We start from the raw sequence: 20098 nt of genomic DNA on the forward strand, positions 1-20098 counted from the left end.
CACGGGCGCCGCCATCAAGCAGCACTGACGATGCTCTTGCTGATCATCCGTGGTGTGTAATCCATCGGTGAAGCTGTCGGATCGCTATACAGTGAACTACTGTCAGTCATGGGCGTGGCGTCCACAGCCAATCTCCAGATATCCGTTGAGTTGCAGGGTTTCCAACCGACTTATCACGATGATCAGGGAACCAGGTCGATGGCAAAAGATGCAAAAGCCGAATCGGAACACGCGACTTTTATCGCACAGGAGACTGAGGCTCTGGTCGAGCCAGCCCTTGTTTGCGATGCCGCTCGCAATGGAATCTGGCGCACACGGATCAGGGTCAAGGCGCGCAATCTGAGTCGCTCGACCCAGTTTGTCATTGCCGCTGCGGTGATCCTGGGACTGACCATGTTCTTCGTCGGCAAACTGGTGAGCGCACGCATAGAAAGTGCCGCGGTACATAGCGCAGCAGAAGCAGGCGCTCAGTACATGGATACGTTTCTGGAGCCCTATGTGCAGGAGATGAGCCGGGACAACAAACTCTCGGATGCAAGTGTCCAGTCCCTGGACCACCTCACGGAAAGTCGTTCGCTCAAACATCATATTGTCTCGATCAAGATCTGGCGGGCGGATGGCACGGTGGTCTACAGCACGAATAAAGCCATCACCAACCACACATTCCCTTTGGATGAGATCACCGAGGCACTCAAGGGCAAAGTGGTCACCGACCTTGAAGGGCTGAACGAGGATGAGAACGAGTTCGAGCGCAACCTCAACGTGCCGCTCTATGAGATCTACGCGCCCCTGCGGGATTCAAGCACCAGGAAAGTCATCGCGGTGGGTGAATTTTATGAAAAGGCCGATAGTCTGAAGCGCGAGATCAATCGCGTCCGAGAGCAGGTATGGGTGGTCGTTGGCGCCGCGACCCTGGCAATGCTGACGCTGCTTTTTTTCATCGTGCGACGCGGTGACAAGATCATCCAGCGACAACAAGTGGCACTGCGCTTACGGCTGCAGGAGCAAACCCGTCTGCACATCAGCAATGCCGAACTCCAGAGCAAGATGGCGACGGCTACCCAGGAGTTTTCCCATGTCAACGAACTCACCTTGAGGCGCATTGGTGCAGACCTGCACGATGGGCCGGCGCAGTTATTGACCTTGATTCTGATCCGGCTCGACGACCTGGCCGAAAACTGTTCCGCTGTCGATCAGGAGTCGCTGGAAACCATTCGTGGCGCCGCCACCGACGCACTGCGTGAGGTCCGCGATTTATCGCGAGGCCTGGCACTTCCGGAAATCAATGAATTGAGCCTGGTGGAAGAGTTGCAACTGGTGGCGCAACGGCACGAGCAACGCACTGGCACCAAGGTCACATTAACCCTGGGACTGCTACCGGAGGCCGCGCCACTACCGCTCAAACTCTGTTTGTACCGTTTTGTGCAAGAAGCCCTCAACAACGCTTACCTGCATGCCAACGGCGAGGGTCAGGTCATCCAGGCGCAATACATTGATGAAGTATTGAACATCAGCGTCAGGGACAGTGGTCCAGGCATGGCGGCGGACGCCATGCTGCAAGGGGCATCCGGCAGAACCCGATTGGGGCTCGCCGGTTTGCGTTATCGCATTGAATCTCTGGGTGGGTTGTTCAGCATCGACTCTTGCGTCTCTGGTACGTCGGTCAATGCACAGTTCAAACTCTAGGGAGTGTTCCGGCATCCATTGGTGTTTTTGCTGCGCCGTTGTGAAGTCGCCCGACAGCTTCGCGCTCCCTGTAATGCCGTAGAGCCGTGACCGCTTCGACACGATTTCGGGCGTGCAGTTTCTGCATCACGCAGCCCATGTGGTGCTTGACGGTTTTTTCGCTGATCATCAGCTTTGTCGCAACCTCCCTATTGGTCAGCCCCTTTGAAACTTCACGAATGACCTCCTCCTCGCGATGGGTCAGATCAATCGTGTGAATTTGCGCTTCGGGCTTCTTGTCGTTACTCAGCAGTTTGTTGGCGAACTCGGGGGTGATATACGTCTCCCCCCTGGCAACCGATCTGATAGCCAGGACCAGTTCCGGTCCGCTGACTCCTTTCAACACATACCCGCGCGCGCCGGCCTCCAGTGCCAAAAAGGCGTCATCTTCGGCTTCCGAAACCGTCAGCATCAGTACCTTCACATTCGACAGTTGAGTGGAAATGAACCGCACCGCGGCGAACACATCGCCCGGCATATTGACGTCCATCAACATCACATCCGGACGGATCTTGCGGGCAATATCCATGGCATCTTGCGCATTGGCGCCCTGCTCCACGACCTGAAGATCCGCCCGTTTTCTCAACGTATTGGCAACTCCCTCACGCAACATCGGATGATCGTCGGCAATGCCGATGCGAATGGTTGGATTCATGACGCGCTCCCGAAACGATCAGCACTCGAACACTCATTGATTAATAGCAGGGAACCGGGGACGCCGCCGGTCGCCAGTCGCATGTCCCGGGCTCCTGGTGTTCGGAAATCAGACTTAGGTCGGACTCAATTCGATCGTCAACAAGCATTCACTATGACAAGACTCTGATTTTCAGACGCCAACCCATTGTTTTAAAACGCCATTAAAAACGTCAATAAACAGCCGGCGCCATAAAACCCGGCCCCATCTTTCATCCGACCAACAGTCGCTCTCCTGCGCTTGGGTACATACAGCCCCCGTGCTCGATAGCAGGCGTTCTCGCGATGAGGCCATCGCAGCCAACATCCATGCCGCCTGACACGCCGCCATCGCGAGCAAGCTCGCTCCCACAATTGATCGCAGGTGTACGCAAATGACGCGCTCACCGCAAAGCCACTGTGGGAGCGAGCTTTTCGGTTCATGTATCGTCACAACCACCTCGCGAAAAATCCGTGATGACATGTCATGACCTCCTTCAGAAACGGACTTTGCCCAGCAAATACGGGGGTTTAAAGGACGAACGGTCGAGAGGCGTCAAGCGCGGGGAATTGCCGGGAGATTGCAGCCACTACAGGCTTTTCAGGCAGGCACGTTCGTCGCGGTGCGATGAACTTCACTTTCATCGCGTGTCACATTAAGTCCTTGTCAAGCGAACTTCAGTAGAGGTACAGCCTTATGAGCATCGCCACAATTGTCAGTGCCGTGATTTCCAGTCTCGCACCCAGTGTCTTCGACCAGAACAGCCTGCAAGAACCCGGCGCGCATGTCTCGGCCGTCGAATACCACTACGGAATGGACATCGATGTGAAACGGGTATTGCAGCGCACTGATACATCCGACAAGACCGGCGTGGTACCGGTGACCCTGGTCTACGAAGACAGCGAAGGCGAGATTCACAAGATCCGCTTCCTCGAATGGGGTGCAAGCCCCGCCGACCCCACCAGAATTGCCTGATCCGCTCACCGATAGGGTTCTGGGCCGTGCCTGCGCGGCGCAGGCCGGAACCCCGAGTCGCTCCAGTCACAGCAACTCCTCCACCGCCGTGGCGCGGGTGTTCCGGGAGCAAACCTGAAAGCGCTTCAACGCGCCCCCCTAGGGTCGGGACGCAGTGATCGGTGACAAGGGTACGCTCTGCGTGACTTTGGCCATCTGGGTGATTTCCACCTGCACCTTGTCCTTGCCGAGCAGGTAATCGGCCAGCTTCTGGGAGAATGGCCAGTAGTTCAGTGCAGCAGTCAGGGTCAGCGGCCCGACGGCGTCGGCCGGTACCAGGAAGGAGAACTCCCCGATATCGTAGCCCTTGGGCAGAATGCGGTTGTCCGAGAGAATCTGTGTGGCATTCCAGACCTCGACGTCCAACGGATTGCCGTCCTCGTCGCCGATGTGCACTTTGAAGTTTCGCGTGTTGTCCTCGGTCTTGCCGTCCTTGATCGCACCCAGTCGATAGACCTCGCGACCACTGGCATCCAGCACCCGGAAGTCGATCCAGATCTCCCGTCCCTCCGGAAAACCGGTCGGCAGCTTGTGCCCGGCGCCGACGTTGGAAACTTTGACGGCTACCGAGTTGTATTGCCCGGGAATGATGGCGGCCGGCAGTTGCTGGAAGGTTATTTCCCCCGCCCGCGCGAGCATGTCGCGCGCGCGTTGCGCGCCCACTTCCTGACCGAGATGCTTGAGCATCATCGCGTTGGCTCCGCTGAACCAATGCGAGGCGACCTCCTCGCGGTCTGGCCCCATGATCGCGGCCTTGCCCGCAAAACCCGGCATATGGCAGCTCTGGCAGGTTACGCCGTTAAGGCTGTAGGCGCTCTCCTGCCATTCGTCATAGGTACGCTCGACCGCCACACTGCTGAACGGGTGCGTGACGTTGTGGCAGGTGCCGCAAAAGTCCGAGCGCGTGTGCAGAGCGGAATACACGGTGTCGTGATAAGGCGAAACGGCGTCTTTACGCGGGCCGAACTTGGTCGGTTTACCGTGCGCTCGAGGGCTCAGAACATAGGCACCGTTATCGAGGCCCGTGCGGGCACTGATGTTGTGGCAGGTCTCGCAATCGACCCCGGGCATCGGATGATTTTTCGCGCTGTCTTCAATTGAAGAGCGGTTGACTTGCGAATTGATCTGCCCGGTCGTGAGACCGATCGGGGTATGGCAGCCGGTGCAGAAGTTATCGACCTTCCCCTCGGTGGCCGAACTCGCACGCTGGAGCAAGGCCCGATAGATGGGTTCATCCCAGGCCTGGGACATCATCGAGGAGCGCCACTGTTTGTAAATCTCCGTATGACAAGCGCCACAGACCTGGGCATTGTCGAAGTCATTTACATTCAAAACCAGGTTGCCGGGGGTATTGGCCCGATGCGGAAAGAACGGCATCGCGCCAGTCACGTGCATGAGCCTGGAACGTGCCGGCTCCAGCCACTTCTCATTACTTTGATTGTCATTAACCTGAGGTTCGTCTGCCGCCATCAGCGTTACCGTCAGCAGGCAAGCCAGAAAACACAACCCGCGCAGCGCTACTTGCGCACGCGTATATCTGGAGTGGCTCATAAGCATTTCCCCTGGACGGTTGCAGAGGAGGACAGCAGCACTTCAATTGAGCAGGCGGGGTATTTCGCGATGTAAACCGATGGTTACATGCGATCACTCAATGGGGTACTGACAGCTCCACAGGTTCCCGACTCTGCAACTTTCAAGAACGGGACAAGCTCTCACTCAGCAATTACTTTGCCAGCGTTGTGTAAAACGCGTGCGAGCCCCGTAAACATTGGCCAGAGGTTGAAATACCGTGCTGGAGGAGACGCGAATACTGCTGGGGAATGGCGCCCCGTTTGTGGGGCAGCTCACTCCGAAATCGGGGGCCACTCACTTGACTCGCTACGACTTACTCCCGGTCTTTCGTCGAGCGGATGAGATTGCCCCGTAACTTCACAATGGCCTTCTGCATTTGCACGAAGTCGTCGGGGTCAAGACCGGTTTGCGGGAAGCCGTCTTCGGTGAGGCCTTCGCGCAGTTTTCGTCCCTCTTTGGTCAGACTGATCCGCACCTGGCGTTCGTCTTCCGGGTCGCGCTGGCGCAGCAAATACCCCATCGCTTCCAGCTTCTTGAGGATCGGCGTGAGGGTATTGGATTCGAGAAACAGCTTTTCGCCGAGGCTGCCAACGGTCTGGTTGTCTTCCTCCCACAGCGCAACCAGGGTGATGTATTGCGTATAGGTCAGGCCGAGCCGTTCAAGCATCGGCTTGTAGGCCTTGCCGAAGGCCAGGTTGGCTGAATAGACCGCAAAACACAGGAAATCGGAGAGTTTGAGATCCAGGGCGGATGTTTTGTCGGTGTTTTTCATGGACGTTCTCATGGGTCAGTCTTGCAAGACTGAAACTATACGTCGTACGCGATGGTGTCGGAAGTGCGTATAAACACTGAAGGCCGGCTCACCGGGAAAATCCCTGGTGAGCCGGCCTTCAGTGGGTTATGCCGTCAGGACATTGATGTCGACATCGATGTTGCCGCGTGTTGCCTTGGAGTACGGGCAGATTGCATCGGCGTTGTGGGCCAACTCGGTCGCCACCCCATGATCCAGCCCCGGCACGCGCAAAGTCAGTCGTGCCTGGAGGAAGTAAGCCGCGCCGGTCTGGCCCAGGTCCACTTCGATGTCGACGGCCATATCCGCCGGCAACACGATATTGCGTTCCTGGGCCACCAGCCCCACTGCCGCGGTGTAGCAGGCAGACCATGCCCCGGCAAACAGCTGCTCGGCTTTCGGGTGCGGCTGGACGGCGGCAAAAACATGGGCCGGTTGGGCGGAACCCGGTGACGACAGTTCGATATCGAGATTGCCTTTGTGACCGCCAACAGCGCTGCGAGTGGTGTGGGTTTTGCCGGTAGCCAGTACTTTTTCGATCTTGCTCATGGGGATTTCCTCAGTATTTAATATGCATGCGATCTTATCGTATACGGTGTATTTAGCATTTAAAAAGACAGCGTTCAGCAATTGGCGTGTGCAATGATCCAGTTGTTGCCGTTTTGGCCATGGGAGGCTTGAGCGGTAGAGATAAACATTTTGCGGCTGCTTGCGGTGTTCATGGCTGAATCTCCAAACGGCAAGGGTTGCTGTTGGCTGTGTTCGCACTCGATTAGATCGCATGCGATATATGAATATTCAACCAATGCCCCAATGATGTCAAAGTTTATTTTATGCCTTGGCGATGAGCGGTAGACACAAGGTCAACCCCGCTACCCTCCCCCTTGCCGAAAGAATGATCGGCTTCTCACCGTCCGGCCCTATGGGGACCCCGGGGTGAGGTATTGCGCCAGGAACGGATGGTGTGAGTTGTTGTTGCCCGGTTCTCTGGAGCGGCATGCTTCACCAGACAAATTCCTGAATCACAAACTGCCCCGTCCGCGGATCGAACTGACGCACGAAGTGAACGTGCCTGGAACCGAAGCGCCGATCGCTGAACCCGGGCCCTCTGATCACCTCGAAGCTGTTTATCCGGTGGATCGGTACGAAATGCCGGTTATCCATTGGTACGAAATGTCGGCTGTGCATTGGTACGAAATGCCCGCTGTGCATTGGTACAAAATGCCCGCTGTGCATTGGTACAAAATGCCGGCTGCGCATTGGTACGAAATGCCCGCTGTGCATTGGTACGAAATGCCGGCTGTGCATTGGCGCGAAATGCCGGTTCCCCATATGAAACGAGCCACTGTGGAAATGGTGGAATTGCCCGCATTGCTGTAGCTGCCCACTAACCGGAACGGCCGGGTGAGGATTTTGACCGAGGCCGCCACCGCTGATTGCCTCCAGGGAGAGGTTGCTTGCCAGAAGCCCCGCGACCAAGAGCAGGAGTTGCTTGAAGATACGCATAGCGCCACCTCCGACGGTCCCCCTGCACTAAATTATAGTCGGCCATGGACCCCGGCCGGGCCTTGGCGCTGAAACAGACATCTAGCCAAACGGCGTTCTTGTTTCTGTGTTTCCCGGGATTGCGTGAAGAACCCCCAAAAAAAAACGCCGACGTTGCCGTCGGCGCTCAGGAATAGCGATGTCTTGCGATGTATTTCTACATCGAAAGGATATGATGCTCGAAAGCCGACATCTGCCAGACCTTTGGGCCCCGCTCTCAGAACCATGTACCTTTAGGGTATAAGTCCCTCCGCAGGGGCGCTGATGTTTCAAAGGGTCAAACGGTTTTACCCGTCTTTACCTGGATTTTCGTCAGCTCAGCGCAGCGCAGGAATACCCGCGAACAGCCAAGTCTCTTGAGTCGGCGTTGCCTCGTGGCGATTGCGCGCCCACTGAGTCAGCGCCACCATCATCGCAAAGCCGAGTACGATCAACACCGGATAGGCCATCAGCAACTCGGTGAGCGAGTATTTCCAGGCCAGAGGTCGACCGACACCGAGCATGGCGGCATACAGCCAGGACACGCCCGACAGTGCGCCAGAGAACAGGGCAAACATTCGTACACTGACCTTGAGATCAAGCAGCGATCCGACCTTCAGCATTGCCGGCAATACATAACGGTGCAACAACATGCCATTGAATGTCAGCAACAATACAATAATGACTTTGGCTTGAAGTTTCGGATTGGCAAAATAGTTCATGCCTTTATCAAGGTAATCAATACCTATAATCGCAGCTCCGGTGATCCACAAGAATATCAACGCATTGGAAACAGACTTCTGAAGACTGGCCATATGTTCATTATCGTGCCCCGACGACACACGACCTTTCCATAAGTCCTTGACCATTGCGGCATCGCTGGCAAACACCAGGCCAATAGCTACGCAACAAGCCAACAGGTGAACGTAAACAACACCTAAACGCAAAAACTCCATGGATTCTTTCTGGCTGATCAGGCCGATCATTGTATTAATATCCAAGATTACATCTCCACTTATAGCGGCAGTGCAAATTGCACCATGCCCCAGGCATGCGAATTATTTATTCGCACCTGCAAGATCAAGTTCGCAATGATTAAAGCAACTTAATAATTAGGTATTACAAGAGGGAGCGACTCGCCCAGCGAGTCAGTGATGACGGCATACTATCACTCCAGGTCTCAGGTAAAAAAAATCCCCATGTGCATTCCATTCAATGCAGATGAGGTATACGTCCATTTTTCTAGTGAGTACAGCGGGACCCTATAGGATCCGCCTGCTGGGAAATCAGAGCCCACCATATCCCGATCGTTCAATTTTTGAGCAAAAGCATCGACAAACGGTACTGTTTCCAGCACCTGGGGATCCCTGTCTCTTTGGCTGAAACCCGCGGTGCTACGCCGCTGAATCGTTTCTTTTCGTACGTCGAAAAAAATACCGCTATTTCACTGAACTTTCGTCGCCAGACCCGACCAATGGCGAAAACTGCTTACCGCGAAGGCCTGCGCAAATTTTCGAAAATGGGCCCGCTGGACTCTTTCGACCAGGCTGTCGGCTAGTTCTCCATCGCCGATGCCAATCAAAATGCGAAAGATCATGCCGCGCTGATAGCTGGGGAAAAATCAGAGCGGATCAATGCACTCAGGGAAGAAGAATAATGAGGCCGACCCAAGAGCCCATCCATGGCCCTGCGACCAGCAGAGCCATGGATGGGCCGGATCAGCCGCGAATGAACTTCAGCAGATCCTGATTGACCACATCGGCGTGTGTCGTGCACATCCCGTGCGGGTACTTCTCGTACACCTTCAGGGATCCGTTTTTCAGCAACTTGCTCGACAGCAGCGCAGAGTCGGCAATAGGAACGATCTGGTCGTCATCACCGTGCATGACCAAAGTGGGTATGGTGATCGCCCGCAGGTCATCCGAGAAGTCTGTTTCAGAGAAGGCCTTGATGCACTCATAGTGGGCATTTGCCGCGCCAGCCATGCCTTGCCGCCACCAGTTCTGGATCATGCCCGGTGAAACAGCGACACCCGGGCGGTTGAAGCCGTAGAACGGGCCACTGGCARCATCCAGATAAAACTGAGACCGGTTGGCCGCCAGTTGCCTGCGCATGTCATCGAACACCTCGATTGGAAGACCGCCCGGGTTTGCCGGGCTCTTGACCATGACCGGCGGTACCGCACCAATCAGGATCAGTTTGGCCACGCGCTTGTGCAACTGACCATGCCTGGCGACATAGCGCGTTGCCTCCCCGCCGCCGGTCGAGTGGCCGATATGCACGGCGTTGCGCAGGTTCAGTTGCTGTACCAACGCGGCGACATCCGCCGCGTAGTGGTCCATGTCGTGGCCACCGCTCACCTGAGACGAGCGGCCGTGGCCGCGGCGATCGTGTGCAATGACGCGATAGCCCTGGCCAACGAAGAACAGCGCCTGGCTGTCCCAATCGTCACCGCTCAGCGGCCACCCATGGTGGAACACGATGGGCTGGGCGCTCTTCGGGCCCCAGTCCTTGTAGAAGATTTCAACGCCATCTTGGGTGGTCACTTTGCTCACGGTCATGGTTCCGCTGTTGGTGTAAGGAGAGTTGACGGACGAGAGTGCAAGACCGGGTGCCGAGGACAAGGCAACGAGGGCCGTGGCACTCAGGCCGAGCACCAGGAAATCCCGTCGGTCCGGGCTGACAAGCCTTGAATTTTCGCTATCGCTCATGGGTGACTCCGCGTCAGTCAGTGACACGGGAGCCGTAAGGACTCCCCTGTCTGGTCAGGAAATGGGTCATGCCCAAGGTCAGCGCCCTYCCAGCTTTTTCACGACCTCATCGGTCGTCATCAGGCCGTTGGCGATGTAGCGGAAGTTGACCAGCGCGCTACCGTATCCATCGCCGTCAGGCAGCTTCGGGCCGGCGACAGCGTCACGTACGACAACCACCTCGAAACCGCGCTCCAGAAACTCGCGTAGATGCGATTCGACACACAGGTTGGACGCCATGCCAGCCAGGATGATTTTGTCGACCCGCTGCTTGCGCAACTGCAGCATCAGATCGTTGCTTTGCGGGCCATATAACTTGTGCGGTGAGGCGACGAGGGTCTTGCCGTCTTCGATGAAGGGTTTGAATTCCTTCATGAAGTCGGCACCCGAATTGCGAAATCCATCCAGCGTCAAGGCGCCCTTGCGGTCGAACATGCCCAGCTTGTGCTGAACGGTCTCCGCTGGCGCTTCAAACTCCCACTGATGATCATGGGGGTAGTAGTAGTGCGGCGAGATGGCGACGGTCGCTCCAGCTTGCTTGAACGCCGTGAACAGCCGGGTCAGATTCGGCACCAGGTTCTGCTCGGTAACGCTCTGGCCGAAGATTGACCATCCAGCACCCTCCGGACTCATGAAGTCGATCTGCGGGTCGATCACGACCAGCGCGGTTCGACTGGAATCCCATTGAAAGGTGGAGGCCGGGAGCGCGGGTTTGACCGGATCGGCGTAGGGGTTCTCGGCGGCAAAGCCGATGCCGGGCGCCATCAGGATCGCCCCCAGCAAGGTGGCGCAGGAGAGGAGTCTGCCGGGATGAATTCGATTGAAGGTCATTTTGCACGTCCGCAATGTGGGGGTGGTGCATTTACGGTACGGCGAGAAGACGGCACGAAATGGACATTTATCCCTGGATTTCGGCCGACAAGCCCGGTCCCCTTGCATGAGGCGGGTGGCTCGATGCCCCCCGTGACCTTCCATTCAACAAGTGCGTACTATGGCACCCCAATCAGTCTTTGGATGTTCCGTGCATGCAGCGTCACATATGTTTCCTGGTCTACCCGGGCTTCGTATTGCTGGATCTGAGCGGCCCGCTCGAAGCCTTCTCCAACGCCAATCGTGCCCCCGCTTCGGGCTATCGATTCACAGTCGCTTCGCTTGAAGGCGGATTGATCAGCGCTTCGAGCGGACTGCAAGTCGCGACGCAAGCCCTGGAGGTTGTCGACCATCTCGACACGCTGATCATCGTCGGCGCCCCCACCGCTCCGATCGATGACCGGATGATGCCGATGGCAGCGGCGATACGGCAGATGTCCCCGCGTGCTCGCCGCACTGCCAGCGTCTGCACCGGCGCCTTCCTGCTGGCCGAGAGCGGCCTGCTCGACGGTCGTGTCGCGACCACGCACTGGAACTACGCGCCACAATTGCAGGCACGCTATCCGTCACTGCGGGTGGACGGAGATCGTATCTGGACCGAAGACGGCAATGTCTGGACGTCCGCTGGCATGTCGGCTGGCATCGACATGGCCCTGGCGATGATCGAGCAGGACTTGGGCAAGGAAGTGTCACGCTCCGTCGCGCGCATGCTGGTGGTCTACTATCGGCGACCCGGTGGTCAGTATCAGTTCTCTTCGCTGCTGGATTTCGACCCTGGCTCGGATCGGATCCGCACGGTGCTGAGCCATGTGCGCGATCATCTTCGTGATGATCTGTCGGTTGAACGCCTGGCAGACGTTGCACATATGAGCGTGCGMCAGTTTGGCCGCGTCTTCGCGGCATCGGTGGGGGTGACGCCGGCGAAAGCTATCGAGCGTCTGCGTATCGAGTCTGCGCGGCCATTGGTTGAGGACGGGCACCAGACTTTCGAAGAGATCGCCAGGTGCTTCGGGTTCGGCGATGCCGATCACATGCTTCGCAGCTTCGTGCGAGTCGTGGGGCGCACGCCACAAGAACTGCGTCGCAGCGCCCGTCAGGCCAAAGGCAATGGCTCCGGAAAAAAGCTGGACCCATCGCCGGAGTAAGCGAAGGCGCGTACGAACCCCGGATCGGGCTCAAGCCAGCAACTCGGTGATCCACCGGGCCTGACGCGCGATGTCCTGCACCTTTTCTTCGGGCACGGCCTGTTGTACCCGGGCAAAGTGGGTCAGGGTCTTCTGCTTCTGGCGCAGCTTGCGCTGCCATTTGAGCAGGAACGCCGGACTGCGGGCCTGCATCTGCAATGGGCCGAAGTACAGCTCCTCGGCGGTGTACATCACCGGCCCGGCGTGCTCGGCGATGATGATTTCGTAGTCGAAACGATTTTCCCGCAGCACTTCCTCGCAGAGGATGCGGTAGCCATTGTCCATCAGCCATTGGCGCAGTGGCTGTTCGCCGCCGTTGGGTTGCAGGATCAGGCGCTCCTGACCGCTCAGGTACGCCTTGCCGCTGTCGAGAATGTCGCGGATCGTTTCGCCGCCCATACCGCAGATGCTGATCGCCGTGATCCCGTCTCCCGGCTCGATTGCCGCCAGGCCGTTGGCCAGACGCACGGTGATCTGCGGGTCCAGGCCATTCTCGCGCACGGTGCGTTCGGCCGCGCGGAACGGCGTCAACGCCACCTCGCCGGCCACCGCCGCCGCGATGGCGCCACGGCGCATCAACGCCACCGGCAGGTAGCCGTGATCCGAGCCGATATCGGCCAGGCGCGCGCCGGCTGGCACATGCGCCGCCACGCGCTCCAGGCGCATGGACAATGTCTGTTCGTTCACCTGCGGCCCCTTTTCACCACGAACGTCCGGCGCCTTTGGCCGGATCGGGGCGCGATTGTGTCGAGCAACGCCGTGCATTTCAAATTTATGTGGCCAAGTTTATGTAACCAAGGTCATTGCGCCTTTATGCAATCACTTGCGCATACACCGATCTGTCGACGTTGCCACCGGACAGAATCACACCCACCCTTCTTCCCGACATGGCTTCACGTTCCGAAATCAGCGCTGCCAACGCCGCCGCACCGGCCCCCTCAGCGAGGTTATGGGTATCGGTGTAATACACGCGCATGGCCTCGGCGATCTGGTCATCGCTGACCGATACGATCCGCGCCGCACCCTGCGCGTAGACGGCAAAGGCCTCAGGCACCGGCTTGCGTACGGCCAGACCGTCGGCAAAGGTGGTTGCCGAGGCGGTTTCGCATAGGACTCCGGTGTCAAACGACAACTGTGCGGCGGCCGCCTCCGTGGAAACCACGCCCACCACCYGGGTGTTCAGGCCTAGCGCATCGCGGGCGGCGATCACCCCGCAAATCCCCGATCCACAGCCAATCGGTACATATACGGTATCCAGGTCTGGCGCTGCGTTGAACAGCTCCAGCGCATAAGTGGCGACGCCTTTGACCAGCTCGGTGTGAAACGGCGGAACCAGGAACAGGTCATGCACGTGCGCAAGGCGTGCAGCCTCTTCACGGGCATCATCGAAATCGCGGCCATACTCGACCACTTCAGCGCCAAAGCCGCGCATGGCGTTGTTCTTTTCTACCGAGTTACCTTGCGGCACGACGATCAACGCCCGCAAACCCAGAGCGCCAGCCGCCAGCGCCAGGCTCTGGCCATGGTTGCCGCGGGTAGCGCTGACAATGCCCTTCGCGCCTGGGTGCTCGCGTTTGAGCCAATGCATGAAGGTGATACCGCCGCGCACTTTGAAAGCACCGGTAGGCGTGTGATTTTCGTGCTTGACCCACACCGTGCAACCCAACCGCCGAGCCAGCAACGGCCATGGGTACTGGGCGGTGGCCGGCATGACCTGGTAAACGTTGCGTGCTGCCTGTTCGATATCGTCGCGAGTCAGTCTGTGCATGAGTTATCCCCCTGAGATGTTGCCCAGTCTGGACACGGACGCAGTACGCCGGCTTTCAAAAAACTGACCTGACTTTTGTCCCCCCTCTTCACTACTATGGTGTTCATGAGCTATCGAAACCGCATGACGCCACCACTTCTGTCCGAACCGGTCCGCCGTATCGAGGCCGGTGCGTGGTCGATTGAATTGCTCCCCGCAAGCGCGTACGCGACCCGATATGTGGCGACCCAGGCGGGAATTGGCTTTGCCTTCGACAGCCAGAGAGGCCTGCACGCTATCGGCAGTGACCGGGTACAACCCTTCGATGCCATGCCCAACGGCCTGGCGTTCGTTCCCGCCGGGTGTGACGTGTTGTCCGAATCACCCACGGGCGGTGAATACCTGCGGGTGATGCGCACCGACGGTGTTGTGCTGGTCGGGGATCGTGCCTTCAACAATCGCATCGACCGGCAGGCCACTGCCCTCGCATGGCGAATGCGCATCGCGCTGTTGCACGCTTGCGTGGAGGACGATTGGGAGGCCTGGGCACTGGCATTGTCTGAGCGGGCGACGGGTAGCGAAGCAGTGTCGGCAGCGCCCCCTGGCTCGATAACGGGCAACCGGATGCGCTTGCTCGATGAGTTCATTGATGCGGGCCTCGATGGTCCGTTGAGCGTATCGGCGATGGCGGGCGTGCTTGGATTGTCCGAAGGCTATTTCATGCGGTCCTTCAAAAACGTCACAGGCAAAAGCCCGCACGGCTACCTGATCGACCGACGCCTCGCCAGGGCCCGAGCCCTGATGCGCGATTCGACTGCCACGCTGACGCAGATCGCCTACGCCTGCGGTTTCAACTCCCAGGCACACATGGCGACCACCTTCAAGCAACGCCTTGGCGTGAGCCCGGCGCAGTTGCGTCAATGTTCAAGGTTCAGTTAGCGCCGGGTTTTCAGTTGGCTCCGCGTTTTTTGATGTTTGCGATGGGCCGGTGGTCGTTGCATTTCGGTTGTCGCCGGCGTTTGGCTAAGCTTAATGAATCAGGGCGAGCTGAAACTTGTGTGATTGCGGCCATCAACGGATCTGGATGGGCATCAAGACGGTACTCCCAAAGGAGACGACTATGTACGCGGTGATAAGAACCTACCTGGGTACGGGAGCGAAGCAGCTTTTCGAGCGTCTGGAAGAGCGCAAAGACGACATCGAAGCGACCTTGCGGACAGTGCCTGGCCTCGTCAGCTACACATTGCTCAATACGGGTGACGGTGGTACGGCGATCACTGTTTGCACAGACAAGGCCGGCTGTGATGCGAGCCTGAAAGTGGCGCGTGACTGGATTCAGAAAAACACCTCGAGTATCCGCGCCAACCCGCCGATCGTAACCGAAGGACCGGTCATAGTGCAGATCAACTAGGGGGCGTGCTGGCGAGTGCTATACTTTTTTTCAGATTGCAAGAAGTGTGCAACGTTCCCCACGGCACAGCTACTGACTGCAAATCTCGGTTGTTAACGGCTGCCGGACAAAGGAGGTCTACGGCAAACTTGGGTTTGGAGGTGTGGCATGAATCGGCACTATTACATCAGTGACAATCTCAACGATCTCGAAACAGTTGAAAATGAGTTGGAAGCCAGCGGCATCAATTCTGAACAGATTCATGTACTCAGTGAAAAAGTTGCTGATGTCGAAGAACATCACCTCCACGAGGTCAACTCGTTAATGGAACAAGATGCTGTTCATTCCGGTGAGATTGGTGCTGTGGTCGGTCTGCCCCTCGCAGTAMTGGTCCTGGGTGGCGCCTATTGGATGGGCTGGACCGAATCCGCCGCAGGCTGGATGCCTTTTGTCTTCCTGGCCATTGTTATTTTGGGCTTCTGCATCTGGGAAGGCGGTTTTTTTGGGTTCCAGGTGCCGAACACTCACTTCCGCAATTTCAAGCAGGTGGTAAAAGAGGGCAAACATATTTTCTTCGTGGATGTTGAACCGGATCAGGAATCGATCCTGGACCAGGTAATCGATCATCATCCAAATCTGAAGATCGCCGGCACGGGAGCGGCAGCTCCCCACTGGACAGTGGCCTGGCAGCACAAATGGCATCAGTTCAAGCGAGTGATATCGGGTTAGCGTCTGGAAACTGATGGCCATCCGAAAGCGGCTTATTGGCCGAAGAAAATGACCCGACTGAGGAAGACATAGTCTGCTTCGGTGGCCATCAGTCCGACCAGCACCAGTAAACACAAAGGCGGCACCAATATGGCATAGACCAGGGCCAGCCGCTCCCAGGCCATATGCATGAAGATGGAGACAATTAAACCTGCCTTCAACAACATGAAAGTGATAATCAGGAACCACCGAAGGTAGCCATGGAAGTGGAAATAGTCGACAAGGTACGACATCGTGCTGAGGACGAATAACAGCCCCCAAATTTTAAGGTACAAACTGATTGGATGTTGCTGACTCTGAGCCTGTGCCATCACCGTGTTCCTCTACCATAAATAGAAGAATGCAAAAATAAACACCCACACCAAATCCACGAAGTGCCAGTAAAGCCCGGCTATCTCGACGTTCTGATAGTTTCCGGAGCGCTCATAATCTCCCCGCAATACTTTGCGCGCCACAATGCTGAGGTAGATGGCGCCGATTGACACATGCAGTCCGTGGAAACCGGTAATCATGAAAAAGCTTGCACCAAATTGCGCCGCCCCCATGGGGTTCCCCCAGGGACGCACCCCTTCTGCGATGAGCTTGCTCCATTCAAAAGCTTGCATGCTGACGAAGGTCACCCCCAAGGCAGCGGTCGCCAGCATCAGGGCCGTGGTTTTCACGCGATCACGGCGATAGGCGAAATTGACGGCCATGGCCATGGTGCCGCTGCTGCTGATCAGCACAAAGGTCATGATGGCGATCAGAATAAGCGGGATCTCTCTTCCGCCGATCGTCAATGCGAACACTTCACTGGGGTTCGGCCAGGCGGTGGTAATAGCCATACGTACCGACATGTAGCCGGTCAGAAAACAGGTGAATATAAAAGTGTCGCTGAGCAGGAATATCCACATCATCGCCTTGCCCCAGGGGACCTGCTTGAAGGCCTCCCTATCCGAGGACCAGTCGCTGGCAATGCCCTGCCATCCCGGTGCAGGTGGCGAACCTGGTGGATTGGATGAACGGGGCTCGGTTTGGGCTTGGGTTTGGGCTAGTGGGTGCAATGCCATGGCTTTTCACCTCAGGCCGCAGAATCTGGCGATGGCTTCATAGGTTTGCGGCGTGCTGGCCAGCAGCGCGAAAAGCACGAACCAAAGGCCCAGCAAGTAATGCCAATAGATGGCGCAGAGCTCGACGCTGGCGCCAAGTTGCGCCAATGGCACATGACGCAGAAATTTGGCGAGGATCCAGCACCAGGCGATCAGCCCGCCCAGCAGGTGGAGCCCATGCAGGCCGGTCAACAGATAGAAGAAACTGTTGGCCGGATTGCTGGCGACAAAGTAGCCCCAGGCGACAAACTGCTGCCAGACCCAGAGTTGCCCCGCCAGAAAGGCAATGGCAAAGACGCCCCCCAATGCAAAACCAATCATGGTTGCGCCCGGTCGAGCCTGTCGGGCGGCCATGCGCGACCACTGCAGTGCGATGCAACTGAGTACCAGAAAAGCCGAGTTCAGCCAGAGCGGCCGGAGATTGCCTAACGGCGCCAAAGGCTCTGTCAGGGGTTCCCAGTCGGCCATTTGTGAACGGGCGACAAAGGCGATCAGGAAGAGGAAGAATAACGAACTCACCACCACCAGAAACAGGCGCAGGCCTACTCTTGCGGTTTGGCTTCGATCGGCCCCCTCGGCGGCCTGAATACCCCCAGGGTCGTGACTCCAACTGCCGCCGGGATCAGCGCCGCCGGCGTTTCTCAATAGCAGCCTGTTCATGTCTTGGCGTCCGCGATTTTAGTTCCGGCACTGAGTTGCCGCATGTGCTCCAGCTCCTCGGCGGAAACCGTTTGCGGCACAAAATCCTGTTCTATCCCCGGCACGCTGTAGTCATAGGCCCAGCGATGCACGACCGGCAATTTCTCTCCCCAGTTACCGTGTTTCGGCGGAGTGTCCGGCGTTTGCCATTCCAGGCTGGCCGCGCCCCAGGGATTACTGCCTGCGGGCTTGCCTTTGAACACACTCCAGGCCAGGTTGAACAGGAACAGCAATTGGGAAACCCCGACAGTCAATGCGACCACCGTAATGAAAACATTCAACTCTTGCGCGGACTGCGGGATGAACGCGTAGTTTTCATAGGCGTAGTAGCGGCGTGGCATGCCCTGGAAACCCAGGTAGTGCATGGGGAAGAAGATGGCGTAGGTGCCCACAAAGGTAATCCAGAAATGCAGCTTGCCCAGGGTATCGTTCGTCATGCGCCCGGTCACTTTCGGAAACCAGTGATAAATGCCGCCGAATACCACCAGTACCGGTGCGACCCCCATGACCATATGAAAGTGGGCCACGACGAAATAAGTGTCCGAGAGCGGTATATCCACGATCACATTGCCCAGAAACAACCCGGTCAGACCGCCGACCAGGAAGGTGACGATAAAGGCCAGGGCAAACAGCATCGGCACGGTCAGATGGATGTCGCCGCGCCACAGGGTCAATATCCAGTTATAGACTTTCAGCGCGGTCGGCACCGCGATGATCAAAGTGGTGACGGCGAAAAAAAAGCCAAAGTACGGGTTCATTCCGCTGACATACATATGGTGTGCCCAGACCACAAAACTGAGTACGCCAATCGCGATAATGGCCCACACCATCATTCGGTAGCCGAAGATATTTTTACGCGCATGGGTGCTGATCAAGTCGGAGACCAGGCCAAATGCAGGGAGAGCAACGATGTAGACCTCCGGGTGGCCGAAGAACCAGAACAGGTGCTGGAACAATATCGGGCTGCCACCCTGATGACCGAGCTGCTGCCCCAGCGAGACCATCGCCGGCATAAAGAAGCTGGTACCCAATAGCTTGTCGAACAGCATCATGATCGCGCTGACAAACAACGCCGGGAAGGCCAGCAAGGCCATGATCGAGGCCATGAAGATTCCCCATACCGAGAGCGGCATGCGAAACAATGTCATGCCATGCGTGCGCGCCTGCAATACCGTGGTGACGTAGTTCAAGCCGCCCATGGTGGTTGCGACAATAAAAATCGCCAGTGAGACGAGCATCAGTACGATGCCCCACTCCACTCCCGGTGTCCCCTGAGTAATGGACTGCGGCGGATAGAGCGTCCAGCCTGACCCCGTGGGGCCGCCAGGCACAAAGAAACCGGCGAGCAACACCAGTACCGCCAGCAGGTAGGTCCAGTAACTCAGCATGTTGACATAAGGGAAGACCATGTCGCGGGAACCCACCATCAGTGGGATCAGATAGTTGCCGAAGCCCCCCAGAAACAAGGCCGTCAGCAAGTAAATGACCATGATCATGCCGTGCATGGTCATCGCCTGATAATAAGTACTGGCGTCCATGAACGCCAAACTGCCGGGGAAACCTATCTGCAGGCGCATCAAGTCGGACAACACCAAAGCGATAAGCCCCACGAACAAAGCCGTCAAGGAATATTGAATGGCTATGACCTTGTGGTCCTGACTCCAGATGTATTTGGTCAGGAAACTCTTGGGCTCGTGCAATGCTTCTGTCTCGGCTTGCTCCGCATAGGCCATCACGTCATCCTCCTGCCGAAGTTTCAGTGTATTTCTGGCTGCTTTACGGCTACTTCCCTGGCTGCGCCTTGCTCGCATCAGCATCAGTATTCGCTTTGGATTTGATAAAAGCGATCAGTGCATCCAGCTCCTTGTCACTCGGCGCCAGGGCCGGCATCACGGCTGCATAGCCCTTGACGATTTTGGCATTGGGATGAAGAACCGAATCTTTGAGATAGCCCTCATCGACCTTCACGCTCGTATCGTCGGCAAGGGTTTCGGTCTTGCCATACAGGCCCTGCCAGCTGGGACCGACGCCCTTGTTGCCATCGACACTGTGGCAGGCCAGACAGCCGAGCGACCCGGCCAGTCGCTGCCCCTGCGCCACCAGGTCTTCACCCGGGCTCGACGCTTCGCCAGTCGAAGGTTCAGCGCCTTGCCCCGCAGCACTCAGTGATTTGATCAGTGCGATGACAGCACCCAGTTCATCGTCATTGAGAGTATAGGCCACCATCACTGGCGGGTAGCCCTGTACCAGGCGGGCCTTTGGATCGAGAATCGACTCTTTCAGGTAGGCCTCGTCGACCTGCAC

21 protein-coding genes are annotated in these 20098 nt (G+C 57.3%); 6 read left to right on the plus strand and 15 right to left on the minus strand.

Annotation, left to right across the window (positions count from 1 at the left end; translation table 11 throughout):
* Positions 1–198: 198 nt before the first annotated feature.
* Complete coding sequence (locus AC1DU9_RS26015; protein WP_223460799.1) at positions 199–1686, plus strand: sensor histidine kinase; 1488 nt, start codon at positions 199–201, stop codon at positions 1684–1686.
* On the opposite strand, the gene AC1DU9_RS26020 is transcribed toward AC1DU9_RS26015, so the two are convergent.
* Positions 1676–2380, minus strand: a complete 705-nt coding sequence (locus AC1DU9_RS26020) for a response regulator (RefSeq protein WP_223460639.1) — start codon at positions 2378–2380, stop codon at positions 1676–1678. The genes AC1DU9_RS26015 and AC1DU9_RS26020 overlap by 11 nt on opposite strands.
* A 714-nt stretch (positions 2381–3094) precedes the next feature.
* On the opposite strand from AC1DU9_RS26020, the gene AC1DU9_RS26025 reads away from it, so the two are divergent.
* Positions 3095–3373, plus strand: coding sequence for a DUF2790 domain-containing protein (locus AC1DU9_RS26025; RefSeq protein WP_223460653.1), 279 nt, complete (start codon positions 3095–3097; stop codon positions 3371–3373).
* A 138-nt stretch (positions 3374–3511) separates the two neighbouring features.
* Here the strand turns inward: AC1DU9_RS26025 and AC1DU9_RS26030 are convergent, their stop codons facing one another.
* The 7 genes from AC1DU9_RS26030 to AC1DU9_RS26060 form a co-directional block, all read right to left on the minus strand.
* Complete coding sequence (locus AC1DU9_RS26030) at positions 3512–4963, minus strand: multiheme c-type cytochrome (RefSeq protein WP_223460656.1); 1452 nt, start codon at positions 4961–4963, stop codon at positions 3512–3514.
* A 334-nt stretch (positions 4964–5297) separates the two neighbouring features.
* Positions 5298–5756: a MarR family winged helix-turn-helix transcriptional regulator gene (locus AC1DU9_RS26035; protein WP_108215731.1), complete on the minus strand. Its 459-nt coding sequence runs from the start codon at positions 5754–5756 to the stop codon at positions 5298–5300.
* Positions 5757–5882: 126 nt separating this feature from the next.
* On the minus strand, positions 5883–6323 hold the full coding sequence (locus tag AC1DU9_RS26040; RefSeq protein WP_223460658.1) for an Ohr family peroxiredoxin: 441 nt from the start codon (positions 6321–6323) through the stop codon (positions 5883–5885).
* A gap of 453 nt (positions 6324–6776) precedes the next feature.
* Complete coding sequence (locus AC1DU9_RS26045) at positions 6777–7280, minus strand: hypothetical protein (RefSeq protein ID WP_477811006.1); 504 nt, start codon at positions 7278–7280, stop codon at positions 6777–6779.
* Between the two features lie 356 nt (positions 7281–7636).
* Positions 7637–8284: a hypothetical protein gene (locus AC1DU9_RS26050; RefSeq protein WP_223460801.1), complete on the minus strand. Its 648-nt coding sequence runs from the start codon at positions 8282–8284 to the stop codon at positions 7637–7639.
* Positions 8285–9016: 732 nt separating this feature from the next.
* Complete coding sequence (locus AC1DU9_RS26055; RefSeq protein ID WP_477811011.1) at positions 9017–9853, minus strand: alpha/beta fold hydrolase; 837 nt, start codon at positions 9851–9853, stop codon at positions 9017–9019.
* Between the two features lie 234 nt (positions 9854–10087).
* Entirely contained in the window at positions 10088–10879 is a 792-nt protein-coding gene (locus tag AC1DU9_RS26060) for a cysteine hydrolase family protein (protein WP_477811007.1), read from the minus strand.
* Between the two features lie 194 nt (positions 10880–11073).
* On the opposite strand from AC1DU9_RS26060, the gene AC1DU9_RS26065 reads away from it, so the two are divergent.
* Positions 11074–12063, plus strand: a complete 990-nt coding sequence (locus AC1DU9_RS26065) for a GlxA family transcriptional regulator (RefSeq protein ID WP_223460664.1) — start codon at positions 11074–11076, stop codon at positions 12061–12063.
* Between the two features lie 30 nt (positions 12064–12093).
* On the opposite strand, the gene AC1DU9_RS26070 is transcribed toward AC1DU9_RS26065, so the two are convergent.
* Together AC1DU9_RS26070 and AC1DU9_RS26075 are read right to left on the minus strand one after the other, a co-directional pair.
* Positions 12094–12789 carry a tRNA (adenine(22)-N(1))-methyltransferase gene (locus AC1DU9_RS26070; protein ID WP_317851120.1) on the minus strand — a complete coding sequence of 232 codons (696 nt, stop codon included), beginning with the start codon at positions 12787–12789 and terminating at the stop codon, positions 12094–12096.
* Positions 12790–12913: 124 nt separating this feature from the next.
* Positions 12914–13870 carry a threonine dehydratase gene (locus AC1DU9_RS26075; protein WP_477811008.1) on the minus strand — a complete coding sequence of 319 codons (957 nt, stop codon included), beginning with the start codon at positions 13868–13870 and terminating at the stop codon, positions 12914–12916.
* 96 nt (positions 13871–13966) lie between these two features.
* On the opposite strand from AC1DU9_RS26075, the gene AC1DU9_RS26080 reads away from it, so the two are divergent.
* From AC1DU9_RS26080 to AC1DU9_RS26090, 3 genes are all read left to right on the plus strand, one after another.
* Complete coding sequence (locus tag AC1DU9_RS26080; RefSeq protein ID WP_223460805.1) at positions 13967–14788, plus strand: helix-turn-helix transcriptional regulator; 822 nt, start codon at positions 13967–13969, stop codon at positions 14786–14788.
* A gap of 181 nt (positions 14789–14969) precedes the next feature.
* Complete coding sequence (locus AC1DU9_RS26085) at positions 14970–15260, plus strand: hypothetical protein (RefSeq protein ID WP_223460670.1); 291 nt, start codon at positions 14970–14972, stop codon at positions 15258–15260.
* Positions 15261–15407: 147 nt separating this feature from the next.
* Positions 15408–15968, plus strand: coding sequence for a magnesium transporter (locus AC1DU9_RS26090; protein ID WP_477811009.1), 561 nt, complete (start codon positions 15408–15410; stop codon positions 15966–15968).
* A 32-nt stretch (positions 15969–16000) separates the two neighbouring features.
* Here the strand turns inward: AC1DU9_RS26090 and AC1DU9_RS26095 are convergent, their stop codons facing one another.
* From AC1DU9_RS26095 to AC1DU9_RS26115, 5 genes are all read right to left on the minus strand, one after another.
* Entirely contained in the window at positions 16001–16318 is a 318-nt protein-coding gene (locus AC1DU9_RS26095) for a cytochrome C oxidase subunit IV family protein (RefSeq protein WP_223460674.1), read from the minus strand.
* 12 nt (positions 16319–16330) lie between these two features.
* Positions 16331–17056 (minus strand): heme-copper oxidase subunit III family protein, encoded by a 726-nt coding sequence (locus AC1DU9_RS26100; RefSeq protein ID WP_223460676.1) that lies wholly within the window; start codon positions 17054–17056, stop codon positions 16331–16333.
* 6 nt (positions 17057–17062) lie between these two features.
* Positions 17063–17755: a cytochrome c oxidase subunit 3 gene (locus AC1DU9_RS26105; RefSeq protein ID WP_223460678.1), complete on the minus strand. Its 693-nt coding sequence runs from the start codon at positions 17753–17755 to the stop codon at positions 17063–17065.
* The gene (ctaD, locus tag AC1DU9_RS26110; RefSeq protein ID WP_223460807.1) at positions 17752–19527 is read right to left on the minus strand and encodes a cytochrome c oxidase subunit I; all 1776 of its coding nucleotides are present in this window, start codon (positions 19525–19527) and stop codon (positions 17752–17754) included. Before ctaD ends, AC1DU9_RS26105 begins: the two co-directional genes overlap by 4 nt.
* A 49-nt stretch (positions 19528–19576) precedes the next feature.
* On the minus strand, positions 19577–20098 hold a 522-nt coding region (locus AC1DU9_RS26115), incomplete at its 5' end, for a c-type cytochrome (protein WP_477811010.1).

The organism is Pseudomonas sp. P4_C1, from assembly GCF_056402155.1.